The following is a 19,329-nucleotide window of genomic DNA, read 5'->3' on the forward strand; positions in this document are numbered from 1 at the left end:
AGATAAGTTTAATTATACATAAAGGAGACGAAATACTATGGGCATTCATTTTGGAGTCGATTATTACCCGGAACACTGGCAGAGAGATCGGTGGGAGACCGATGCTGAACTGATGAAGGAGATGGGGCTTACGGTAGTCCGAATGGCTGAATTTTCCTGGCACAAGCTGGAACCGCAGGAAGGAAAGTATGACTTTGCATGGCTGGACGATGCCATTGACCTGCTGGGCCGCTACGGAATCAGGACGATTGTGGGAACGCCTACGGCCGCTCCGCCTGCCTGGATGGCAAACCGCTATCCTGAGATTCTTCCGGTGGACCGGGAGGGACGGATAAGAGGCTTTGGGGGGCGTCACCATGACTGCCAGTCCAATGCCGTATACCGTGGGTTTGTGCGGAAAATTGTGACCGCTATGGCCGTTCATTATAAAGATAATCCGAATGTCATCGGATGGCAGCCGGACAATGAGCTGGGAAACAGCCATCATGATTTGTGTATGTGCGAAAGCTGCCGGAAGAACTTCCAGGGATGGCTCGAAAAGAAATACGGTACTGTGGACCGTTTGAATGAAGCCTGGGGCAATGCCTTCTGGAGCCAGGAGTACAATGAATTTTCGGAAGTATTTACACCGAGGATTACAGTGACAGGTGAAAACCCATCCGCTATGCTGGACTGGAAATGCTTCTGTTCTGACTTGATTGTGGATTTCATGAAGGAGCAGACCGATATTATCCGCAAACACTGCCCGAACCATTTTATTACCCATAATTACATGGGCTTTGCCGATAAGGTGGACTACTATGATTTGGGAAAGGAACTGGATTTTGTCAGTCATGACCAGTATCCCGGCGGATTTTTTGCCGATGAGTCCCATGGACGCGGCGATATCCTGGCCTCCACCCTGGATGTGGTAAGAAGCTACAAAAATAAAAACTTCTGGATCATGGAGCAGCAGTCAGGAATCACCGGCTGGGAAGTGATGGGGCGTGCGCCGGCGCCGGGGCAGCTTTCCCTGTGGTCCCTCCAGTCGGTGGCTCACGGAGCCGATGCGGTGGTGTATTTCCGCTGGAGAGTCTGCGCAATGGGGACGGAGCAGTACTGGCACGGAATTCTGCCTCACAGCGGTAATCCCGGCCGCAGATATTATGAGCTGAAGGAGATGATACGGAAGGCAGCTCCATTGATGGAAAAGATGGAGGGCTCCATGCCCGCTCCGGAAGTCGGCATCGTATATTCGTTCCGGCAGAATTACGCCCTTCAGATTCAGCCGCAGAATCCCAATATGTCTTATACTGAGCAGATTCAGGAGTACTACAGGGCATTTTACGACAGACAGATTCCGGTGGATTTCGTGCCGGATGACGGGGATTTCGGCAAATATAAGCTGCTTGTCGCGCCGCTTCAGTATCTGATGAATTCCGAACTGGAGGAACGTTACTTCCGTTATGTGAAAAACGGCGGCCATTTAGTCCTTACCATGCGAACCGGAGTGAAGGATGAGACCAATATCTGTATGACCGACCGGGAAGTTCCGGGACGGCTGTCTGAGCTTACAGGCTCGGAGGTATTGGATTATGACTGCTTAAGAGATGCAAGAGTATCGGCGGTTTTTCAAAATGAAAGCCACACAGCCCGAAACTGGTGTGACATCATAACCGTGAAGGAGGGAGCGGAGGTCCTTGCAGTCTATGCCAGTGAATTTTATGCGGGAGAGCCTTGCGTTACTAAGAATGAATACGGACAGGGCTGCTGTTACTACATCGGAACGGAGCCTGACGAGGCGTTCATGGCGGCCCTGGTCCGGTATATGACAGATTCTGCAGGGATCGCAGCGTTGGGAAATGCGGATAAAGGTGTAGAGCTTGCCGCCAGAGAAAAAGCTGATCGCAGATGGATCTTTGCTATGAATCATACAGACAGGGAGAGGACTTACTCCGTGGATTCCTCCTACCGGCTGGTCTATGGCGAAGAGGCAGGAAAGCTTAATGGGTATGAGGTACAGATACTCGAGAGGAAGATTTAAAATGGCAGCATAGCTGCTGTGTTATTCTGGGTTTTGTATTCTGGACTCAGAACGTGGATTGAAATAAGGTAATCGGAGATTCTGATGATATGTGAGGCCGTCTTAGGATTACCGCTTACGGCCGCCGAAACTTTTCGTTACCCGAATATACATAAAAATGACCGGGAGTGCCGGACACAGAATGTGAGTGTCCGCTGCTCACGGTCATTTTTATGGCAGACGGGAGCTAGTACAGCATTGCATAAGTTCCGGTGAATTCTGCACTCGCTATTCACGCCAGGACCACGCCCAATTCCTGTCATAATTCCATGATACATTCAACTGGTGGAGAAACGCTGCAGCTTGTTAATCAGCATAATTAACGACCGCTCGTTACCGAATCCAATGATTTGAAAATCTTCTATGGGGAGAGGAGTGCGGCGGTAAAAAAATAATATTATTGCGATAAAAACGGTAAAATTTTACTGAAGGAAAACGGTAAAATATAATTGCAAGCACATTTGGTTAAAAAATAGTCAATTCTATTATGATAAATGCACAAAAATGAGGCAGCGAAATCATGCATAATATTGAAAATGTGATTTTTGCTTAGTAAAATATTGAATATTTTACTAATGTGTGTTACGATGTATTTACCAAAAGTTAAGGAGGAAATAATTATATGAAAAAGACAATTGCGGTGATTGCGGCTCTTTCTGTGGCGGCTGTGACAGTACTGAGCGGGTGTGGGGCGAAGGCTGACAGCCAGGCAAACGGCGGCAAGGTAAAGATCCGTTTTGCATCGTGGGATAATGCAGAGGATCTGGATAAGCAGCAGGCGCTGGTAGACCAGTTTAACGCCAGCCACGATGACATCGAGGTCTCGCTGGAAGCTTACGGAAGTGAGTATGATACAAAGATCAGCGCCGGCATGGGATCGGGAGATACGCCGGACGTGCTCTACATGTGGGATTACCCATCCTACTATGAAGGCCTGGAACCGCTGGATTCCTACATAGAAAAAGAGGGCGCGGATTATAAGGACAACTACTACGACGCGTTATGGCCATATAACTCCAAGGGAGATTCGGTCTATGGCATTCCGGTAGGCTTTACCACACACGCGCTGTTTTATAATAAGGATATTTTCGCACAGGCGGGAGTCGCTGAACCGACCAATGACTGGACATGGGACGATCTGATGGCGGCAGCGAAGACGATCACCGATAAGGTGGACGGCGTGAAGGGCTTTTCCTTCCAGATGAAGCCGGATCCATACGATTATGAGATGTATTTATGGAGCAACGGAACCGCGTTTGTGGATAAGGACGGAAACCTCGATGGAAATTTAAACTCCGACAAGGCAGTTGACGCTGTCTCCATGTTCCAGAATATGGAAAAGGACGGATACGCAGTGGCTACGGAGAAGAACGGTACAGACGAGTTCAGAAGCGGCCAGACTGCCATGTATATCTACGGCGCATGGTCAATCGCTTCCTTTAATGAGGATGGCTTAAACTACGGTATCGTCGATATTCCGGCATTTGCGGGAGCGGGCCATGATTCCGTCAGCATCTTAAGCTCCTCAGGCGTATCGATTTCCAAGGATTCCAAGAACAAAGACGCCGCCTGGGAGTTTGTGAAATACTGGACAGGCGAGGAGATGAACAAGGCGAGAATCGGCTATGAGCTCCCTGCTTTAAAGTCTGTCGTAGAGTCCGAAAAGATCCTGGACGATCCGGCCAACGCTCCATTCTATTCCATGCTGGAGCAGAGCAGCGGTTACACACCTGCAAGCTTTATTGTAGACAACTGGTCCGAGCTTAAGGACACCCTGGATCTGACCTTTGAGCGTGTCTATAACCCGAGTACCATGGAAGATCCGGCAGCCGTACTGAATGAGGCGGTATCCGAGATGCAGTAAACTGCAGACATTCCCCGCGGCAGGCAAACCCTGCGCGGGGAACTTAAATGGAGGTAAATCATGGAGAAGAAAAGTTTCCTTAGAAAGGCAACTCCCTATCTGTTCATCCTGCCGTGGATCATCGGGTTCATCGTCTTTACAGCAGGCCCCTTAATTCTGTCGCTGGTGATGAGCTTTTTTGACTGGCCGATCACGTCGACGCCCACGTTCCGGGGACTGGGGAATTATGTGGAAATGTTTACAAAGGATAAACAGTTTTACAAATCTCTGGTCATCACATTAAAATATGCCGCAATCTTCGTACCCCTTAACATGATTATTGCCCTGTTCCTGGCCATGCTGATCACGCAGCCGGTAAAGGGTGTCAAAATTTACAGAACCATTTTCTATATCCCCGCAGTCGTATCCGGCGTTGCCATCTCCATCATCTGGGGATGGATTTTAAACGGCAACTACGGCGTGTTAAACTATCTGCTCTCCCTGCTGGGAATCGAAGGCCCCAACTGGCTGGTGGATCCTTCCTGGGCGCTTCTGGCTGTTATTCTGGCCAGCGCGTTCGGCGTGGGGACCATGATGCTGATATTCTATACGGATATCAAGAGCATTCCCATCGATTTATATGAGGCTGCTTCCCTGGACGGCGCCAGCCCGGCGAGACAGTTCTTTTCCATCACACTGCCGATTATCACGCCAACGATTCTGTTTAACTTGATTACATCGTTAATCAGCTCATTCCAGCAGCTGACCCTCGTCATGCTGCTCACAAACGGCGGACCGTTAAAATCTACATATTTCTACGGGATGTTTACCTACAACAACGCGTTCAAGCACCACAAGCTGGGATACGCAAGTGCCAACGCATGGGTGATGTTTGTCATTATCCTGTTCCTGACAGCCCTCGTATTCAAGTCCTCCTCTGCATGGGTATTCTATGAGACCGAGGCCAAGAATTCCAAGAAGACCAAGAAAGGCAGGAAGTAATTATGAGTATGTCGAAAAAATCAAAGATCATCATCTACGTGCTTTTGACCATTATGGCCCTCTATTTCCTGTCACCGTTCGTCTATATGCTGTTTACCACATTTAAGACGGAGGCGGAAGCCATCGCCTATCCGCCTAAGATGTTCCCGAAGAAATGGCTGGTGGAAAACTACTTAAACGCATGGAACGCACAGCCCTTCGGACGTTACCTCTGGAATTCCATTGTGGTAACGGTCGGAACCACGGCGGGACAGATTATCTCCTGTTCGCTGGTGGCCTATGGCTTTGCAAGATATAATTTCAAAGGCAAAAATGTCCTGTTCATGATTCTGCTGTCCACCATGATGATCCCCTGGGATGTGACGATGATCCCGCAGTATATGGAATTCAAGATATTTGGCTGGATCAATACCTTAAAACCGCTGATCGTACCGGCCTGGTTCGGTTCTGCCTACTATATTTTCCTGATGAGGCAGTTCCTGATGGGCGTGCCGAAGGACTTTGAGGAGGCGGCCAGAATTGACGGCGCCAATGCATTCCAGATTTACTGGCGGATTTTTATGCCGATCATGAAGCCGCAGTTAATCTTAGTCGGCGTTTTGAATATGATCACCGTGTGGAACGACTACCTGGGGCCACTCATTTTCTTACAGGACAGGAGTAAATTCACCCTGGCTCTCGGGCTGGCATCCTTTAAGGGTGTTCACAGCACAAAGATCATACCGATGCTCTGTATCACAGTCATCATGATTCTGCCCCCGATCATTGTATTCCTCTTTGCACAGAAACACATCGTGGAGGGAACGAGCGGAGCGATTAAATAGTAACAATTCAGACGGCTTATCTTCTTGACCGAAAAAGCCGGTCAAGAAGCATCGAATATTCATCCGATGTGGCAATTGGTGAAGAAAGCCGCTTACAAGCAAGCTTGACGCAGCTTTTTTCACCAAATGCCCCGCCGTCTGAACTGTTACATTAAATAATAGGAGACAACTATGGAAAGACGTAAAAAGAAACGATGGGAAGATGAGACAATCACAGGAATCGAAAGACGCGGAGCCAGAACCTCATTTTATAGGGATTCCGCCAGACATGTAAGCTTAAACGGCGACTGGAAGTTTCTGTATCTGGAAGCGCCGGAATTTTCTCCGGCTGGATTTGAAGAGCCGGGAAGCGGGACGGGATGGGATACTATCGATGTCCCTTCCGTATGGCAGATGCGCGGATACGATCATATGCACTATACGGATGTCCTGTATTTATTCCCGGTCAATCCCCCATACGTACCGTCGAAGAATCCTACGGGCATCTATAAGAGAAGCTTTGTTCTGGACGACGCCTGGTTTGCGGGAGATACGATTCTCAAATTCCACGGGGTGGACAGCGCCTGTGACATCTGGGTCAATGGCGTCCACGCCGGTTACAGCAAGGTGAGCCGTCTGCCCGCAGAGTTTGATGTCACCTCTCTGGTGAAGCCGGGAGAAAATGACGTCACAGTCCGTGTATACAAGTGGTCGGACGGAACGTATCTGGAGGACCAGGATATGTGGTGGCTTTCCGGAATTTACAGGGACGTGGAACTGATTAACGAGCCTAAGAAGGCGGTTCTGGACTGCCGCGTGACGACGGTTCTGGATACGGCCAGCGAATGCGGCCGGGCCGCCATCGACCTGACAGTAAAGGGAGCCGGAAGCGGAACCTGGAGCCTGCTTGACGGGGAACGCCTGATGGCAGAGGGGGACTTTACCTCCTACGGAGACCAGAAGGAGATAAGAATCACAGCCGAAGCCGGAGAGGTGCGGCCATGGACTGCGGAGACCCCTTATCTATACCGGATCAGAATCCGGTTTGAGGACCATGAGATTACGGTCCGGACCGGTTTCCGTACCATAGAGATCAAAGACGGTAATTTTACCGTCAATGGAACCGCCATCCTGTTAAATGGTGTCAACCACCACGACTACAGTCCGACCGAGGGACGCACCGTAACGTATGAGCAGATGAAGGCCGATGTGATTCTGATGAAACAGCACAACATCAACGCGCTGCGGTGTTCCCATTATCCGGCTGCCGACTGCCTTTACGATCTGTGTGACGAATACGGCCTCTATGTGATTGACGAGGCGGATCTGGAGTGCCACGGTTTCGAATGGGTGGAAAATTATACCTGGATTTCCGATGATCCTGCGTGGGAGACTGCCTACGTGGACCGTGCCGTCCGCATGGTAAGACGGGATTTCAACCATCCCTCCATCATCATGTGGTCCCTCGGCAATGAATCCGCCTTCGGCTGTAATTTCGTGAAGAGCGCGGAAGCGGTGCGGACGATGGATCCGTCCAGACTGGTCCACTACGAGGGCGATTTCGAGGCGGAGGCGGCGGACGTCTACTCCACCATGTACACCTGGCTGGATAAGCTGGAAGAGATCGGCCGCGGCGAAAAGGGAAATCAAAAACCCCATGTCATGTGCGAATACGGCCATTCCATGGGAAACGGAGCCGGCTGTCTAAAGGCCTACCAGGACCTGTTCCGCAAATACAAACGGCTGCAGGGCGGTTTTATCTGGGAATGGTACGACCACGGATTCCTCACAAAGGATGAGGAAGGCCATGAATATTACCGGTACGGCGGCAGCTACGGAGATTTCCCCAACAACGGGAATTTCTGTATCGACGGCCTTCTGATGCCGGACCGCACGCCGTCGCCGGCGCTTTTCGAGTACCGGCAGGTGATTGCCCCGGTGGAAATCCAGAAGAAGACGGGCAGCGGGCGCGAGATTCTTTTAAAAAACTGGTATGATTTTAGCGGCCTGTCCCATCTTAGCGCAAAATGGTGGATTTCCTGTGACGAGACCGTACAGGAAGAGGGCGTGATCGAAGATCTGAATGCCGGGCCGGGAGAGGTCTGCCGTCTGGAAATTCCATACCGGCCGTTTATGCCGGAGAGCAATACGGATTACTACTTAAATGTGTCGGTCTGTCTGAAGGAAGACGCCCCCTACGCCGGAAAGGGCCACGAAGTATCCCGCGGGCAGTTTCTGCTTAAGGAGCATCTGGAGACAGCCGTGCTCCATGAGGCAGGCGGCCGCCTTGTGACGGAGGAGGACGGTATCTTCTTCAAAGTAAAGGGCGAATCGTCGGAGGTGGTGTTCCATAAGATATACGGCCGGCTGGATCGCTGGACGGTGGCTGGAAAGCCATGCGTGACGGCGGGGCCTGAGGTGACGGTTTACCGGGCAACCATAGACAACGATATGTATAAGAAGGATGACTGGATGAACAAATACTTCATACAGCTTCCGGATGAGCAGATGGAGTATTTCAGGACCGAAGAGCATGAGAACCGTGTCGATGTGATGATCGGTACGTATTTTGGCTGCTTAAACCAGTCGTGGGGATTTTTGTGCGACTATCACTATACAGTGTATGGAGACGGCGCTGTGACCTGCCGCCTGGAAGGAAAGCAGATTCAGCGCGGGAAAGCGGAGCCGGGATTTCTGCCCCGCATCGGAATCCGGATGAAGGCGTCAAAGGACCTTCAGAAGGCCGCTTGGTACGGCCTTGGCTTCCAGGAGAATTATGCGGACAGCAGGGAAGCGGCATTTATGGGAGTCTACCGTTCCGATGTGGATGGCATGTCCACCAATTACGTATATCCGCAGGAAAACGGTCATCGGGAAGAGGTCTCCTGGTACTCGCTTGGCGACGGGGAACGCAGTCTTCTGGTGACGGCGGATCAGCCTCTGGGGCTGAATATCCACAATTACACGGAGGAGAGCCTGGAAGAAGCAAAGTATCCGTGGCAGATCAAAGAGGCGGAGGATGTGATCATCCATATGGACTACCTCCATTCCGGTCTGGGAAGCAACAGCTGCGGCCAGGAACAGGAAGAGGCGTATAAGGTAAAACGCCAGGATTTTGTCCTGAGCTTTACCATGCGGGCAGTTGATGCGGCGGAAGATGTAGCACAGTCGAAAATAAAATATCTGGATTAAAGGAAGGAAGCGTGGAAAAGACGTGATAAGAGAGCGATTTTCAGAACACATAAGGAATTACTTAAGCGATGACTCGTGGATGATCCTCGAGGATCATTACGATCCGGAGGAGAATTTAAAATACGAAAGCCTTTTCTGCCTTTCCAATGGATATCTGGGAACGAGAGGCGCCTACGAGGAACGGGCGGCGAAGAGTATTCCCTGTACCTATATTAACGGCGTTTTTGATAAATCAGAGACCTTCATGAGAGAACTGGCCAATTTACCGGACTGGCTGGGGATAAAGCTCTATGTGGAGAAGGAGCTGATCGGCATTGAGACGTGCAGAGTCCTGGAATTTTCCAGGGCTCTGGATATGAAGCACGCACTGCTGGCCAAACGGTTTGTCCTGGAAGATAAGAAGGGGAGGAGGACCGAGGTGGAGGGAATCCGGATGGTAAGCCGGGCAAACGTCCACCGCATGGGAATCCGCCTCTACGTGACGCCGTTAAACTACAGCGGGATCATCGAGGTGGAAAATATCATCGATGGCTCTGTCATAAACTTCTGCGATGCGCCTCGCTTTAAGGTGAAGCATACCAGGCTGCTCACAAACTGCCCGCTTAGCGACAAAGGCGCCTATGTGGAGGTGACGACGAGAGACCGGAAGCTCTGCGTGGGAACCGGAAGCCTTATGGAGGCCTACGCCGGGGGCAGACCCGTGATGAAGAACCGGAGCTTCGGGGCGTTTGGCGAAACCGCCGTGGAATTTCAGGACTTTGACGCAGAAGAGGGAAAGGCTGTGGAGGTAGTAAAATACGCCTCCGTCTATACGGAACGCGAAGTCCCGGATTATGAGCTTCACTGCCGTGTGAGAGACGAGATCAAAGGCTTTGCCGCCGACGGCTTCGAGACGGAGATGAGCCGCCACATCGAGGTGTACGCCCGCATGTGGGGTGAGGCCAACATCGAGATCCGAGGCGATTTTGATCTGGACCGCGCCGTTCGTTTTACCCTCTTCCATCTGATGAGCACGGGCAGCGAGCACGACGACAGGGTCAACGTGGGAGCCAAGCTTTTGAGCGGCGAGGAATACGGAGGCCATGCGTTCTGGGATACGGAGCTGTTTATGCTGCCGTTCTTTGCCTGCGTGTTCCCGGACACGGCCAGGAATCTGGAAAACTACCGGTACCGCCTTCTGGATGCGGCAAGAGCCAATGCGTCAAAGAATGGCTACCGCGGGGCCCAGTATCCCTGGGAATCGGCGGACGACGGCACGGAGCAGTGCCCGGACTGGACCATCGAACCGGACGGCACCTGCTACCGGTGCTACGTGGCGGTTTACGAGCACCATGTGACCGCCGCTGTGGCCTATGGAATCTACAACTACGTGAAGATAACCGGAGACCGGTGTTTCCTGCGTGAAAAAGGCGCGGAGATCCTGATCGAGACAGCCCGATTCTGGGCCAGTCGGTGCGAATACAACCGGAAGATGGACCGCTACGAGATCCGCCGCGTCACGGGGCCGGACGAATGGCATGAACCGGTGGATAACAATCTATACACCAACTACCTGGCAAGGTGGAATTTAGGCTATGTCCTGGAGCTTTTAACGGAATGGAAGGAAGACGGGACGGGGCTCTATGAGGAGCTGAAGGCCCGCCTGAATATCCGGGACGAGGAACTGGAGAGCTGGTCTCACGTCAGGGAGAAAATGTACCTTCCAAAGGGTAAGGAAAATGGCCTACTGGAGCAGTTCGAGGGATACTTCGATCTGAAGGAAGTGACGATAGAGGCCTACGATGAGAACGACTGGCCTATTCGCCCGGAGATTCTGAGGACTGTCCCAAAGACGCAGACCCAGATCATCAAACAGGCGGATGTGGTGATGCTTCTCCATCTTCTCGGGGAAGAATTCGACGAGGAGACGAAGCGAAAGAACTATACGTATTATGAAAAACGGACGCTTCACGGCTCCTCTTTAAGCCCCAGCATCTATTCTGTCATGGGACTCCATGTGGGCGATGAGACGAAGGCCTACCGCTATTTGAGGAGGGCGGCGTTCATCGATCTGACCGATTTACAGAAGAACACGAGGGAAGGCATCCACGCGGCCAACGCAGGCGGTGTGTGGCAGACCGTGGTGTTCGGTTTCGCAGGCGTGACATTTTCGGAAGACGGCGTCGTGGATATCTGTCCGCATATGCCGAAGGAGTGGGAAGGCCTGTCCTTTAAGCTGCACCACAGAGGATCCAAGATGGAGATTACTGTCCTGCCGGACAACAGCGTGACGGTGACAGTACTGGAGGGCGGTCCGGTGTCGGTTAGCATAAATGGTGAGGCGATGATTCTGGAAGGCTTCGGCCCGGCAGCAGGAGGACGGTCATGAAGAAATATCTGGCAATATTCGGACTGATCCTCGTGACCGTGATCTGGGGCGGCGGCTTCGTAGCCAGCGATATGGCGCTGGAGAGCCTGACCCCGTTCCAGATTATGACCTTCCGGTTCTTCCTGGGAACCGTAATCCTGGGCGGAATCTCTCTGCCCGGCATGAAAGACATTAAAAAAGAAGAGATTCGGGCCGGATTCTTCATGGGATGCGCGCTGTTTGCCGGATTTGCCCTGCAGATCGTGGGTCTCCAGTACACGACACCGTCGAAAAACGCGTTTTTAACGGCCACAAATGTGGTGATGGTGCCCTTTATCGCCTTCCTGGTCTATAAGAAGACGGTAGGGCTGAATGGAATCGTGGGAGCCGTCATGGCCATTGTGGGAGTGGGAATTCTGTCTTTGAACGGGAATTTCTCCCTGGGCGCCGGCGACGCGCTGACTCTGGTGGGCGCCGTGGGCTTTGCGTTCCAGATCTTTTTGACGGGCGAGTTTGCACCGAAATACCGGGTTAAGGTTTTAAATACAGTACAGATGGCAACGGCATTTCTTCTGTCTGCCGTATTTCTGGCGGCGCAGGGACAATTTTCTGTACATGCTACTTCCACAGGCTGGCTCAGTGTGTTATACTTGGGGGCAGTGAGTACCGCGCTTACGTACCTTCTTCAGACAAACTGTCAGAAGTATGTGGATGAGACGAAGGCGGCCATCATTCTCTCCATGGAATCCGTATTCGGCACCCTGTTTTCCGTAATCCTGCTCCATGAAAATGTGACGATGCGGATGATCGGCGGCTGTGTACTGATTCTGGCGGCCGTGATCTTATCCAACTACTCCGGAGAGAAGAAGGAAGAGCTGGAAAAAACAGAACCAAAGAAAGAAAATGTGGGGGTGTAATTATGAAATACCGCGGAATTATCTTCGATCTGGACGGCGTGATCTGCCATACAGACAAATACCACTATCAGGCGTGGAAACAGGTAGCCGATCAGCTGGGAATCTACTTTGACGAGACCATCAACAACCGTCTGCGCGGCGTGAGCCGTATGGAAAGCTTTGAGATTATTCTCGAGAGATATGACGGCGCCATGAGCGAAGAAGAGAAGGAACGCTATACAGCGGAAAAGAACGAAATCTACAAAGAACTGCTTAAGAATATGTCACCGGCGGATCTGGCGCCGGAGGTGAAGGCGACCATGGATGAACTGAGAATGAGAGGCCTAAAGCTGGCTATCGGCTCTTCCAGCAGAAATGCCTGTTTCATCCTGGGACAGCTGGGGCTTGACGGTTACTTCGACGCCGTTTCGGACGGCAATCAGATCACCCATTCCAAACCGGACCCGGAAGTCTTTCTGCTGGCCGCGAAGCTGATCCATGAGAAGCCGGAAGACTGCCTCGTGGTGGAGGACGCCAGAGCCGGTCTCATGGCGGCCAAAGCCGGAGGCATGGATGGCGCCGGGATAGGCGACGCATCGGACTGTGAGCTTGCGGCTTACCATTTGAAATCCTTTGAAGAGCTTTTGGAGGCTTGCAATTCGTAAATCTTCGAGGTATACTAAAAACACTTAGTGAGGTCTTCAGAAACGGCACTAGGTCCGGCGGCACTAATATCACGGCAGGAACACGTTGTAAGACATTGGCCTGCCGTGATCTTTGACTTTTATGGGGGATAAGAGGGGAATAACGTTATGGCTACGATCAAGGATATTGCGGAGAAAGCGGGAGTTTCCATCGCCACGGTTTCCAGAGTCCTGAATTACGATGAGACACTGAATGTGCAGGATGAGACGAGAAAACGGATTTTCGAGGTTGCGGAACAGCTGGATTACCAGGTAAAGGATAAGAAAAAGAGAAAGAGGAAGCTGAAAATCGGCGTCCTTTATTCCTATTCCCTGGAAGAGGAGCTGGAGGATACGTATTATCTCTCTGTCCGTGTGGCCATTGAGAAGAAGCTGGCGGAAGAGGGATACAAGAAGTACCGGATTAACAGCGGCGATACGAAAGAGGACTTATCGGTCCTGGACGGAATCATCTGCCTGGGAACGTTCAGCCAGTCCATGATGGAACGGATCGAGTCGTATCAGAAGCCTACGGTCTTCGCGGACGCGGTACCCGATACGGAGAAATTCGATTCCGTTATCCACGATATCGAGCGGTCTGTACTGAAGGTGATGAAATACCTGATGGATCAGGGCCATGAAAAGATTGCCTTTATCGGCGGATACGAGACTGACTCGGATGGCGCGGAGGTGGTGGACAACCGGACTTACGCCTATCAGCGCTTCATGAAGCAGGAGGGCGTGTTTCACGAGGAGTATCTAAAGATCGGCGGCTACACGCCCAAGTATGGATATCAGATGATGAAGGAGCTGCTGGAGCTTCCGGACCGGCCGACGGCGGTGTTTGTGGCCAACGATTCCCTTGCCATCGGCTGTTATAAAGCGGTTCACGAAAATGGACTTGCAATTCCCGAGGACATCAGCGTGGTGGGATACAACGATATCCCTGCCGCAAAGTATCTGGTGCCTCCGCTGACTACCGTCCACCTGTACATGGATTTTATGGGCGAACAGGCGGTTTTAGTCCTGGCGGAGCGAATTCTGACCGGAAGAGAGATCTCCATTCAGACGCTCATCCCCGCGAAGCTGGTGATCAGAGAAAGTGTAAAAAGACTGGGAAGGACAGAATAGAGATGACAGACGAGGTATTTTTGGAAGAACTTTTAGGTGCGGTGACGGTATCCGGCTATGAGGAAGAGGGACAGGCCGTCATCAGAAAATATATGGAACCACTGGCCGACGAGGTGAGAACCGACGATATTGGGGATACCGTATGCGTGTTGAGGCCGGACCGGGATTTCAGGATCCTGATGACGGCCCATTTGGACGAGATCGGCCTCATGGTGACGACGGTAAACGAGCGGGGACGCCTCCAGGTGATCGACCGGGGCGGGATTGTTACGGCAACCTATCCGGGCCACCGCGTCAAGGTGATGACAGAGCGGGGACCGGTATACGGAGTGGTGGAATCGTACCGTGATTTCTTTAAAAAGGAAGGCGGCTTAAAGACATCGGATTTTCTGATCGATATCGGCGTAGATTCGAAGGAAGAAGCGTGCAAACTGGTGGAGCCTGGCGCGCCCGTTGTGCTGGACACCGGATTCTGCAAGGCGGCGGGAGGCCGTTTCTTAAGCCGGGCGCTGGATGACAGGCTCGGCGTATTTATTATTATGGAGGCCTTCAAAAAGGCCAGGAAGCGCGGATGCGCCTGCGGCGTGTACAGCGCGGCCACCGTGGGGGAAGAGACCACGAAGAACGGCGCGTACTGGACGGCCAGCCGCGTTAAACCGGATCTGGCTGTGGTGGTGGACGTGACGTATACCAGCGATTGTATCGGCATGAACGCCGCGGATTCCGGCGAGGTAACCTTAGGCGGGGGTCCGGTACTCTGCAACAGCCCCATCGTCTCCAAACGGCTGAACCGTAAGATGAGGGAATGCGCTTCCAGAATTGGAGTGAAAGTGCAGACGGAGGCAGCCAGCAGACTGAGCTATACCGACGCGGACAAGATTCATTTTGCAGGAGAAGGAATTCCCACTGTGCTGGTGTCGATTCCGCTCCGCTACATGCACCATCCGGCCGAGATGGCTGATGAAAAGGATGTGGAAGGATGCATCGATCTGATTGCAGAGTTCCTTGTTTCATGGGAGAGTTCAGGGAGGAAAACGGGATTTGGAGAGTCTGACAAAGAATAAACAGAGCAGAGAGACGATTCGGAAGATAGCAGATAAGTATTTCCCATATGATCCTCTGAAGGATTATGAGGAGTTGACGGAAGGCTACTTCAATGTGGCATACGAAGTGGCGCTTGAGAGCGGTAGACGTGTAATCTTAAAAGTGGCGCCCCCGGAAGGCGTCCCTGTGATGTCCTACGAAAAAAATATCATGTTTGCCGAAGTGGAAGCCATGAAGATGGCGGCGGCAGACCCGCTCATTCCGGTTCCCGAGATATATGGTTATGATGACAGCAGGAGTATCTGTTCGTCCTTCTACTTCTTTATGGAGAAACGGAGGGGAAACAGTCTCTATTCACAGAGTCAGAAGCTGCCGGAGGAAACCGTACATGCGCTCATGAGGGAGACTGGTGCGATAAACCGCAGAATCAATGAGATTACCTGCTCCCGTTTCGGCCTTCCGGGACAGACGGAAGCCAGGGGGATGCGTGGTATCCCGTTTTTAAAAGGATGATGGATATGGGCCTCTGTGACGCGGAGACGAGAGCGGTTGATTTGAAGCTGCCCGTCAGCGAGATCCGGGAGCGTCTGGAAAAAGACCGCCGGTTTTTCGAAGAGGTAACAGAACCCCGCCTGGTGCACTGGGATATCTGGGCCGGAAACATCTTCACAGACGGAGAACACGTGACTGGAATCATCGACTGGGAGAGAAGCCTGTGGGGCGATCCGCTGCTGGAAGTAGGATTCCGGACATTCGGCAGCAACAGAGAATTTATGGCTGGATATGCAAAAGAGACGCTTACACAAGCCGAGGAACGCCGGGCGCTGTGGTATGATATCTATATGGCGGTGCTCCAGTCTCTGGAATGTGAATACAGACGCTATGAGACCATGGAGATGTATGAACACGGAACCGGATTGCTGCAGAGGCAGATGAGCATTGTGCGGGAACTGCAGGGATAAAAAATCCTTGTGTTCCTCCTGGAACTGTGATAAACTTTTCTATACCACAATTGGACTGTTAGTATGATAGGAAAGAGGGGATATCATGACAGATAATGAGTTACTGCTGGCAATGTCAGATTTAATTGACAAGAAGATGACAGAACAGCTTCAACCTTTGAAACAGGATGTCCGGGATATGAAGCAGGATATCCAGGAATTAAAACAGGAAAGCCGGGATATGAAGCAGGATATCCAGGAATTAAAACAGGAAAGCCGGGATATGAAGCAGGATATCCAGAACATAAAACAGGATATCCGGAAAATCAATCTGAGGATCGAAAATGAAATCAATCCCAATATAAACTTAATTTTGGAAAATTACGTCCCTGCTTCAAAACGGTATGAAGATGCAAGTGATAAAATAGAGGCAATGCAGGCTGACATTGATCTGCTGAAAATAGTTGTTACTGAACACAGTGGGAAACTCCAGGCAATTTCATGATGCCTCCATACATATAACCTGAAAAAAGGAAGCTTACGCACCGCAGACACTGTCTGCCAGCGCGTAAGCTTCCTTTTCAGACAAAGCTTCATGCTCTGAATTTATAAATCAAATCCGAAATACTTCACCGTATTATTATAAGAAATTCCTTCGATAATCTCCTTCAAAGCCTTCTGATCGTCCGGATACTCTCCGTTTTCTACCCAGCCGCCCACAAGTTCGCAGAGAATTCTTCTGAAATACTCATGTCTCGTGTAGGATAAGAAGCTCCTGGAGTCTGTCAGCATGCCGATGAAGTTGCCGAGGCAGCCTAAGTTTGCCAAAGAAGTCATCTGCTCGGTCATGCCTGTCTTGTGGTCGTTGAACCACCAGGCGGAACCCTGCTGGATCTTGCCCGGGAACTGGCTCTGGAAGCATCCGATGATGGTGCCGATGGAGGCGTTGTCATTCGGGTTTAAGGAGTAGATGATCGTCTTCGGGATCTCATCTGTTGCACTGAGCGCGTTTAAGAAATCGGCCATCTGAGCGGATGGAGCGTAGTTGTTGATGCAGTCGAAGCCGGTGTCCGGTCCGAGGTTTGCATACATCATCGCGTTGTTGTCGCGCTTGCAGCCATAGTGAAGCTGCATGACCCAGCCCATGCGGTTGTATTCTTTGGCCGCGAAGAGCATGAATGCGGTCTTATACTTTAATTCATCCTCGCGGGTAACCGGTCCGCCGGCCAGTCCCTTTGCGAAAATGGTATCCAGTTCAACCGGGTCGGCCGGAACGTACATCACGTATTCCAGCGCGTGGTCGGATACGCTGCATCCTCTGGAGGCGAAGAATTCCATACGGTTCTTAAGGGCCAGCTTTAAGGAGGCAAAATCGGTGATTTCGATGCCTGCGGCCTTTGAAAGCTTCGCCATGTAAGCAGCAAAATCCACTTTCTCAATGTTCATGGCCTTGTCCGGTCTCCAGGCAGGAAGCACCTTCACTTCAAAGGAATCATCCGCGGCCAGCTTCTGATGCCATTCCAGTGTATCGGCCGGATCATCGGTGGTACAGATCAGGGTTACGTTTGACTGACGGATCAGATTGCGGACGCTCATGGAATCCTGGCTGAGCTTTTCATTGCATAAGTTCCACACTTCCTCTGCGGTGTCGCCGTTTAAATATCCCGTAAAGCCGAAATATCTCTGAAGCTCCAGATGGCTCCAGTGGTACAGCGGGTTGCCGATCAGCTTCGGCAGGGTCTCCGCCCATTTCTGGAATTTCTCACGGTCCGAGGCATCTCCGGTGATGTATTGTTCTTCTACGCCGTTAGAACGCATCTGACGCCACTTATAGTGGTCACCTCCCAGCCATACCTGAGTGATGTTGTCAAACTTACGGTCTTCGTAAATTTCCTGCGGATTGATGTGGCAGTGGTAATCCACGACAGGCATTTTTTCTGCATAGTTGTGGAAGAGGTCCCTGGCCGCATCCGTAGACAGTAAAAAATCTTTGTCCATAAACTGTTTCATGATAAAATCCTCCTTTTTGCTTCTTTATACAATGAATCCCATCACCTGCAGAGGCGGGGAAATCTTGTTGCATTCATTAAAAATCAGTAGTGCCTCGTTTGATCAGCTCTGCCGAGATGGTGGTTTTCACCGGAACGTTTCCGCCGCCCAGGACCTTCATCAGAGTCGTGACCGTAGTGGTGCAGAGCGATTCCACCTTGTTGTCGACGGTCGTCAGCTCCGGATCGGTGCAGCGGGACAGAATAGAGTTATTATACCCGATAATATTCATTTCATCCGGAATTTTGATTCCGGTTTTATTTGCATATTTGACAGCGCCTACCGCCATGACATCCTCGGCGGCGAAGACTGCGTCGAATTTCAAACCGGCGGAGGCGAGAGAACGCAGGAGTTCTTCCGTGCCGTCTAAATCCTTGGGACAGATGCGTACCAGATCGTCGCGGATATTCAAGCCGGCTGCCGCGCAGGCATCGTGATAGCCTGCCAGCTTCTGCAGATTGCTGTAGGAACTGCCGGCGTACAGATAGAGGACGGAAGTACGGCCTGACCGGATCAGCCTGGTGACCGATTCATAGACCGCGGTCCGGTCGTCGCATACCGTGCTGTAGATCTGTTTGCCGTCAAGACAGCCGTTGACCAGCATGATGGGAAGCTCTTTTGAGGCCTCTATTAGATAGGCATTATCCTTCTGCCTGGCCTCCACGTAGTGGGAACCGGCCAGAATGACGGCATCCACCCGCTTGGAGAGCAGCAGCTCCAAATACTTCTTTTTCGTCTCCGGCAAGTAGCCGCTGCAGCAGAGGAGGGAATCGTATCCGCTGCGGCGCAGCTCCTGCTCCAGATAGTAGATGGCGCCGGCCAGCCAGGGATCGGAGGAATCCGCGCACATGATGCCGATGGTGCGCATGGTGTTAAGTCCTAAGCTTCTGGCAAAGACATTGGGCGTGTAGCCAAGTTCATCCATCACCGCCAGAACCCGGTTCCGCGTCTTCTCACTGACATTGGGATTTCCATTGATGACACGGGAAACGGTAGCGATAGAAACGTTAGCCCGTTCTGAAACATCGTAGATATTCAAAACATCACCTCCTTGGAAAATGTAAGTATTTACATATTGCTTTTATTATACAATCATCTGATAAATAATACAATCCCCAGAATATAATTTTAAATAACAGTTCAGACGGCGGGAAAATTGGCGCAGGAAGCGGCGTCAAGCTTGCTTGTAAGCGGCTTTGTGCACCAATTTTCACATCGGATAAATATCCGATGCTTCCTGAACGTATTTTTCGGTCAGGAAGATGAGCCGTCTGAACGGTTACCAGGAACTGTGGTTGTTTGTAAATACTTACAGGAGTTATACTAGAAAGCAGGG

At 51.4% G+C, this 19,329-nt stretch carries 15 protein-coding genes; 13 read left to right on the top strand and 2 right to left on the bottom strand.

Features of this window, described 5'->3' with window-relative positions:
- Nucleotides 1-37 precede the first annotated feature (37 nt).
- The 13 genes from M1L66_RS12680 (at nucleotide 38) to M1L66_RS12740 (ending at nucleotide 16,449) form a co-directional block, all read left to right on the top strand.
- Entirely contained in the window at nucleotides 38-2,023 is a 1,986-nt protein-coding gene (locus tag M1L66_RS12680; RefSeq protein WP_434693350.1) for a beta-galactosidase, read from the top strand.
- 661 nt (nucleotides 2,024-2,684) lie between these two features.
- Nucleotides 2,685-3,926, top strand: coding sequence for an ABC transporter substrate-binding protein (locus tag M1L66_RS12685; protein ID WP_187020894.1), 1,242 nt, complete (start codon nucleotides 2,685-2,687; stop codon nucleotides 3,924-3,926).
- Between the two features lie 60 nt (nucleotides 3,927-3,986).
- On the top strand, nucleotides 3,987-4,907 hold the full coding sequence (locus M1L66_RS12690) for a carbohydrate ABC transporter permease (RefSeq protein WP_187020893.1): 921 nt from the start codon (nucleotides 3,987-3,989) through the stop codon (nucleotides 4,905-4,907).
- 2 nt (nucleotides 4,908-4,909) lie between these two features.
- Nucleotides 4,910-5,731 carry a carbohydrate ABC transporter permease gene (locus M1L66_RS12695; RefSeq protein WP_002600126.1) on the top strand — a complete coding sequence of 274 codons (822 nt, stop codon included), beginning with the start codon at nucleotides 4,910-4,912 and terminating at the stop codon, nucleotides 5,729-5,731.
- 171 nt (nucleotides 5,732-5,902) lie between these two features.
- A complete protein-coding gene (locus tag M1L66_RS12700; protein WP_434693353.1) occupies nucleotides 5,903-8,902 on the top strand; it encodes a glycoside hydrolase family 2 TIM barrel-domain containing protein in 3,000 nt (999 codons plus the stop codon).
- Between the two features lie 22 nt (nucleotides 8,903-8,924).
- Nucleotides 8,925-11,270, top strand: coding sequence for a glycoside hydrolase family 65 protein (locus M1L66_RS12705; protein WP_434693355.1), 2,346 nt, complete (start codon nucleotides 8,925-8,927; stop codon nucleotides 11,268-11,270).
- The gene (locus M1L66_RS12710; RefSeq protein WP_434693358.1) at nucleotides 11,267-12,166 is read left to right on the top strand and encodes a DMT family transporter; all 900 of its coding nucleotides are present in this window, start codon (nucleotides 11,267-11,269) and stop codon (nucleotides 12,164-12,166) included. The genes M1L66_RS12705 and M1L66_RS12710 overlap by 4 nt, the downstream gene beginning before the upstream one ends.
- A 2-nt stretch (nucleotides 12,167-12,168) precedes the next feature.
- On the top strand, nucleotides 12,169-12,810 hold the full coding sequence (pgmB, locus tag M1L66_RS12715; RefSeq protein WP_434693360.1) for a beta-phosphoglucomutase: 642 nt from the start codon (nucleotides 12,169-12,171) through the stop codon (nucleotides 12,808-12,810).
- Nucleotides 12,811-12,957: 147 nt separating this feature from the next.
- Nucleotides 12,958-13,959, top strand: coding sequence for a LacI family DNA-binding transcriptional regulator (locus M1L66_RS12720; protein WP_187020888.1), 1,002 nt, complete (start codon nucleotides 12,958-12,960; stop codon nucleotides 13,957-13,959).
- Nucleotides 13,960-13,961: 2 nt separating this feature from the next.
- Complete coding sequence (locus tag M1L66_RS12725; protein WP_434693364.1) at nucleotides 13,962-15,023, top strand: M20/M25/M40 family metallo-hydrolase; 1,062 nt, start codon at nucleotides 13,962-13,964, stop codon at nucleotides 15,021-15,023.
- The gene (locus M1L66_RS12730; protein WP_434693366.1) at nucleotides 15,001-15,516 is read left to right on the top strand and encodes a phosphotransferase family protein; all 516 of its coding nucleotides are present in this window, start codon (nucleotides 15,001-15,003) and stop codon (nucleotides 15,514-15,516) included. The genes M1L66_RS12725 and M1L66_RS12730 overlap by 23 nt, the downstream gene beginning before the upstream one ends.
- A 5-nt stretch (nucleotides 15,517-15,521) precedes the next feature.
- Nucleotides 15,522-15,965, top strand: coding sequence for a phosphotransferase family protein (locus M1L66_RS12735; RefSeq protein ID WP_434693367.1), 444 nt, complete (start codon nucleotides 15,522-15,524; stop codon nucleotides 15,963-15,965).
- Nucleotides 15,966-16,050: 85 nt separating this feature from the next.
- On the top strand, nucleotides 16,051-16,449 hold the full coding sequence (locus tag M1L66_RS12740) for a hypothetical protein (RefSeq protein ID WP_434693369.1): 399 nt from the start codon (nucleotides 16,051-16,053) through the stop codon (nucleotides 16,447-16,449).
- A gap of 101 nt (nucleotides 16,450-16,550) precedes the next feature.
- Here M1L66_RS12740 and uxaC read toward each other — a convergent pair whose 3' ends face one another.
- Complete coding sequence (uxaC, locus tag M1L66_RS12745) at nucleotides 16,551-17,954, bottom strand: glucuronate isomerase (protein WP_434693371.1); 1,404 nt, start codon at nucleotides 17,952-17,954, stop codon at nucleotides 16,551-16,553.
- A gap of 76 nt (nucleotides 17,955-18,030) precedes the next feature.
- Nucleotides 18,031-19,032, bottom strand: a complete 1,002-nt coding sequence (locus M1L66_RS12750; protein ID WP_187020875.1) for a LacI family DNA-binding transcriptional regulator — start codon at nucleotides 19,030-19,032, stop codon at nucleotides 18,031-18,033.
- Nucleotides 19,033-19,329 lie beyond the last annotated feature (297 nt).

Origin of the sequence: Hungatella sp. SB206 (genome assembly GCF_051132295.1) — a bacterium.
Taxonomy (GTDB): Bacteria; Bacillota; Clostridia; order Lachnospirales; family Lachnospiraceae; genus Hungatella; species Hungatella effluvii.

Bases quoted from the DNA above. Each gene is read 5' to 3' on its own strand.
- M1L66_RS12680 (WP_434693350.1), top strand. From the start codon at position 38: ATGGGCATTCATTTTGGAGTCGATTATTACCCGGAACACTGGCAGAGA.
- M1L66_RS12685 (WP_187020894.1), top strand. From the start codon at position 2,685: ATGAAAAAGACAATTGCGGTGATTGCGGCTCTTTCTGTGGCGGCTGTG.
- M1L66_RS12690 (WP_187020893.1), top strand. From the start codon at position 3,987: ATGGAGAAGAAAAGTTTCCTTAGAAAGGCAACTCCCTATCTGTTCATC.
- M1L66_RS12695 (WP_002600126.1), top strand. From the start codon at position 4,910: ATGAGTATGTCGAAAAAATCAAAGATCATCATCTACGTGCTTTTGACC.
- M1L66_RS12700 (WP_434693353.1), top strand. From the start codon at position 5,903: ATGGAAAGACGTAAAAAGAAACGATGGGAAGATGAGACAATCACAGGA.
- M1L66_RS12710 (WP_434693358.1), top strand. From the start codon at position 11,267: ATGAAGAAATATCTGGCAATATTCGGACTGATCCTCGTGACCGTGATC.
- pgmB (WP_434693360.1), top strand. From the start codon at position 12,169: ATGAAATACCGCGGAATTATCTTCGATCTGGACGGCGTGATCTGCCAT.
- M1L66_RS12720 (WP_187020888.1), top strand. From the start codon at position 12,958: ATGGCTACGATCAAGGATATTGCGGAGAAAGCGGGAGTTTCCATCGCC.
- M1L66_RS12725 (WP_434693364.1), top strand. From the start codon at position 13,962: ATGACAGACGAGGTATTTTTGGAAGAACTTTTAGGTGCGGTGACGGTA.
- M1L66_RS12735 (WP_434693367.1), top strand. From the start codon at position 15,522: ATGGGCCTCTGTGACGCGGAGACGAGAGCGGTTGATTTGAAGCTGCCC.
- M1L66_RS12740 (WP_434693369.1), top strand. From the start codon at position 16,051: ATGACAGATAATGAGTTACTGCTGGCAATGTCAGATTTAATTGACAAG.
- uxaC (WP_434693371.1), bottom strand. From the start codon at position 17,954: ATGAAACAGTTTATGGACAAAGATTTTTTACTGTCTACGGATGCGGCC.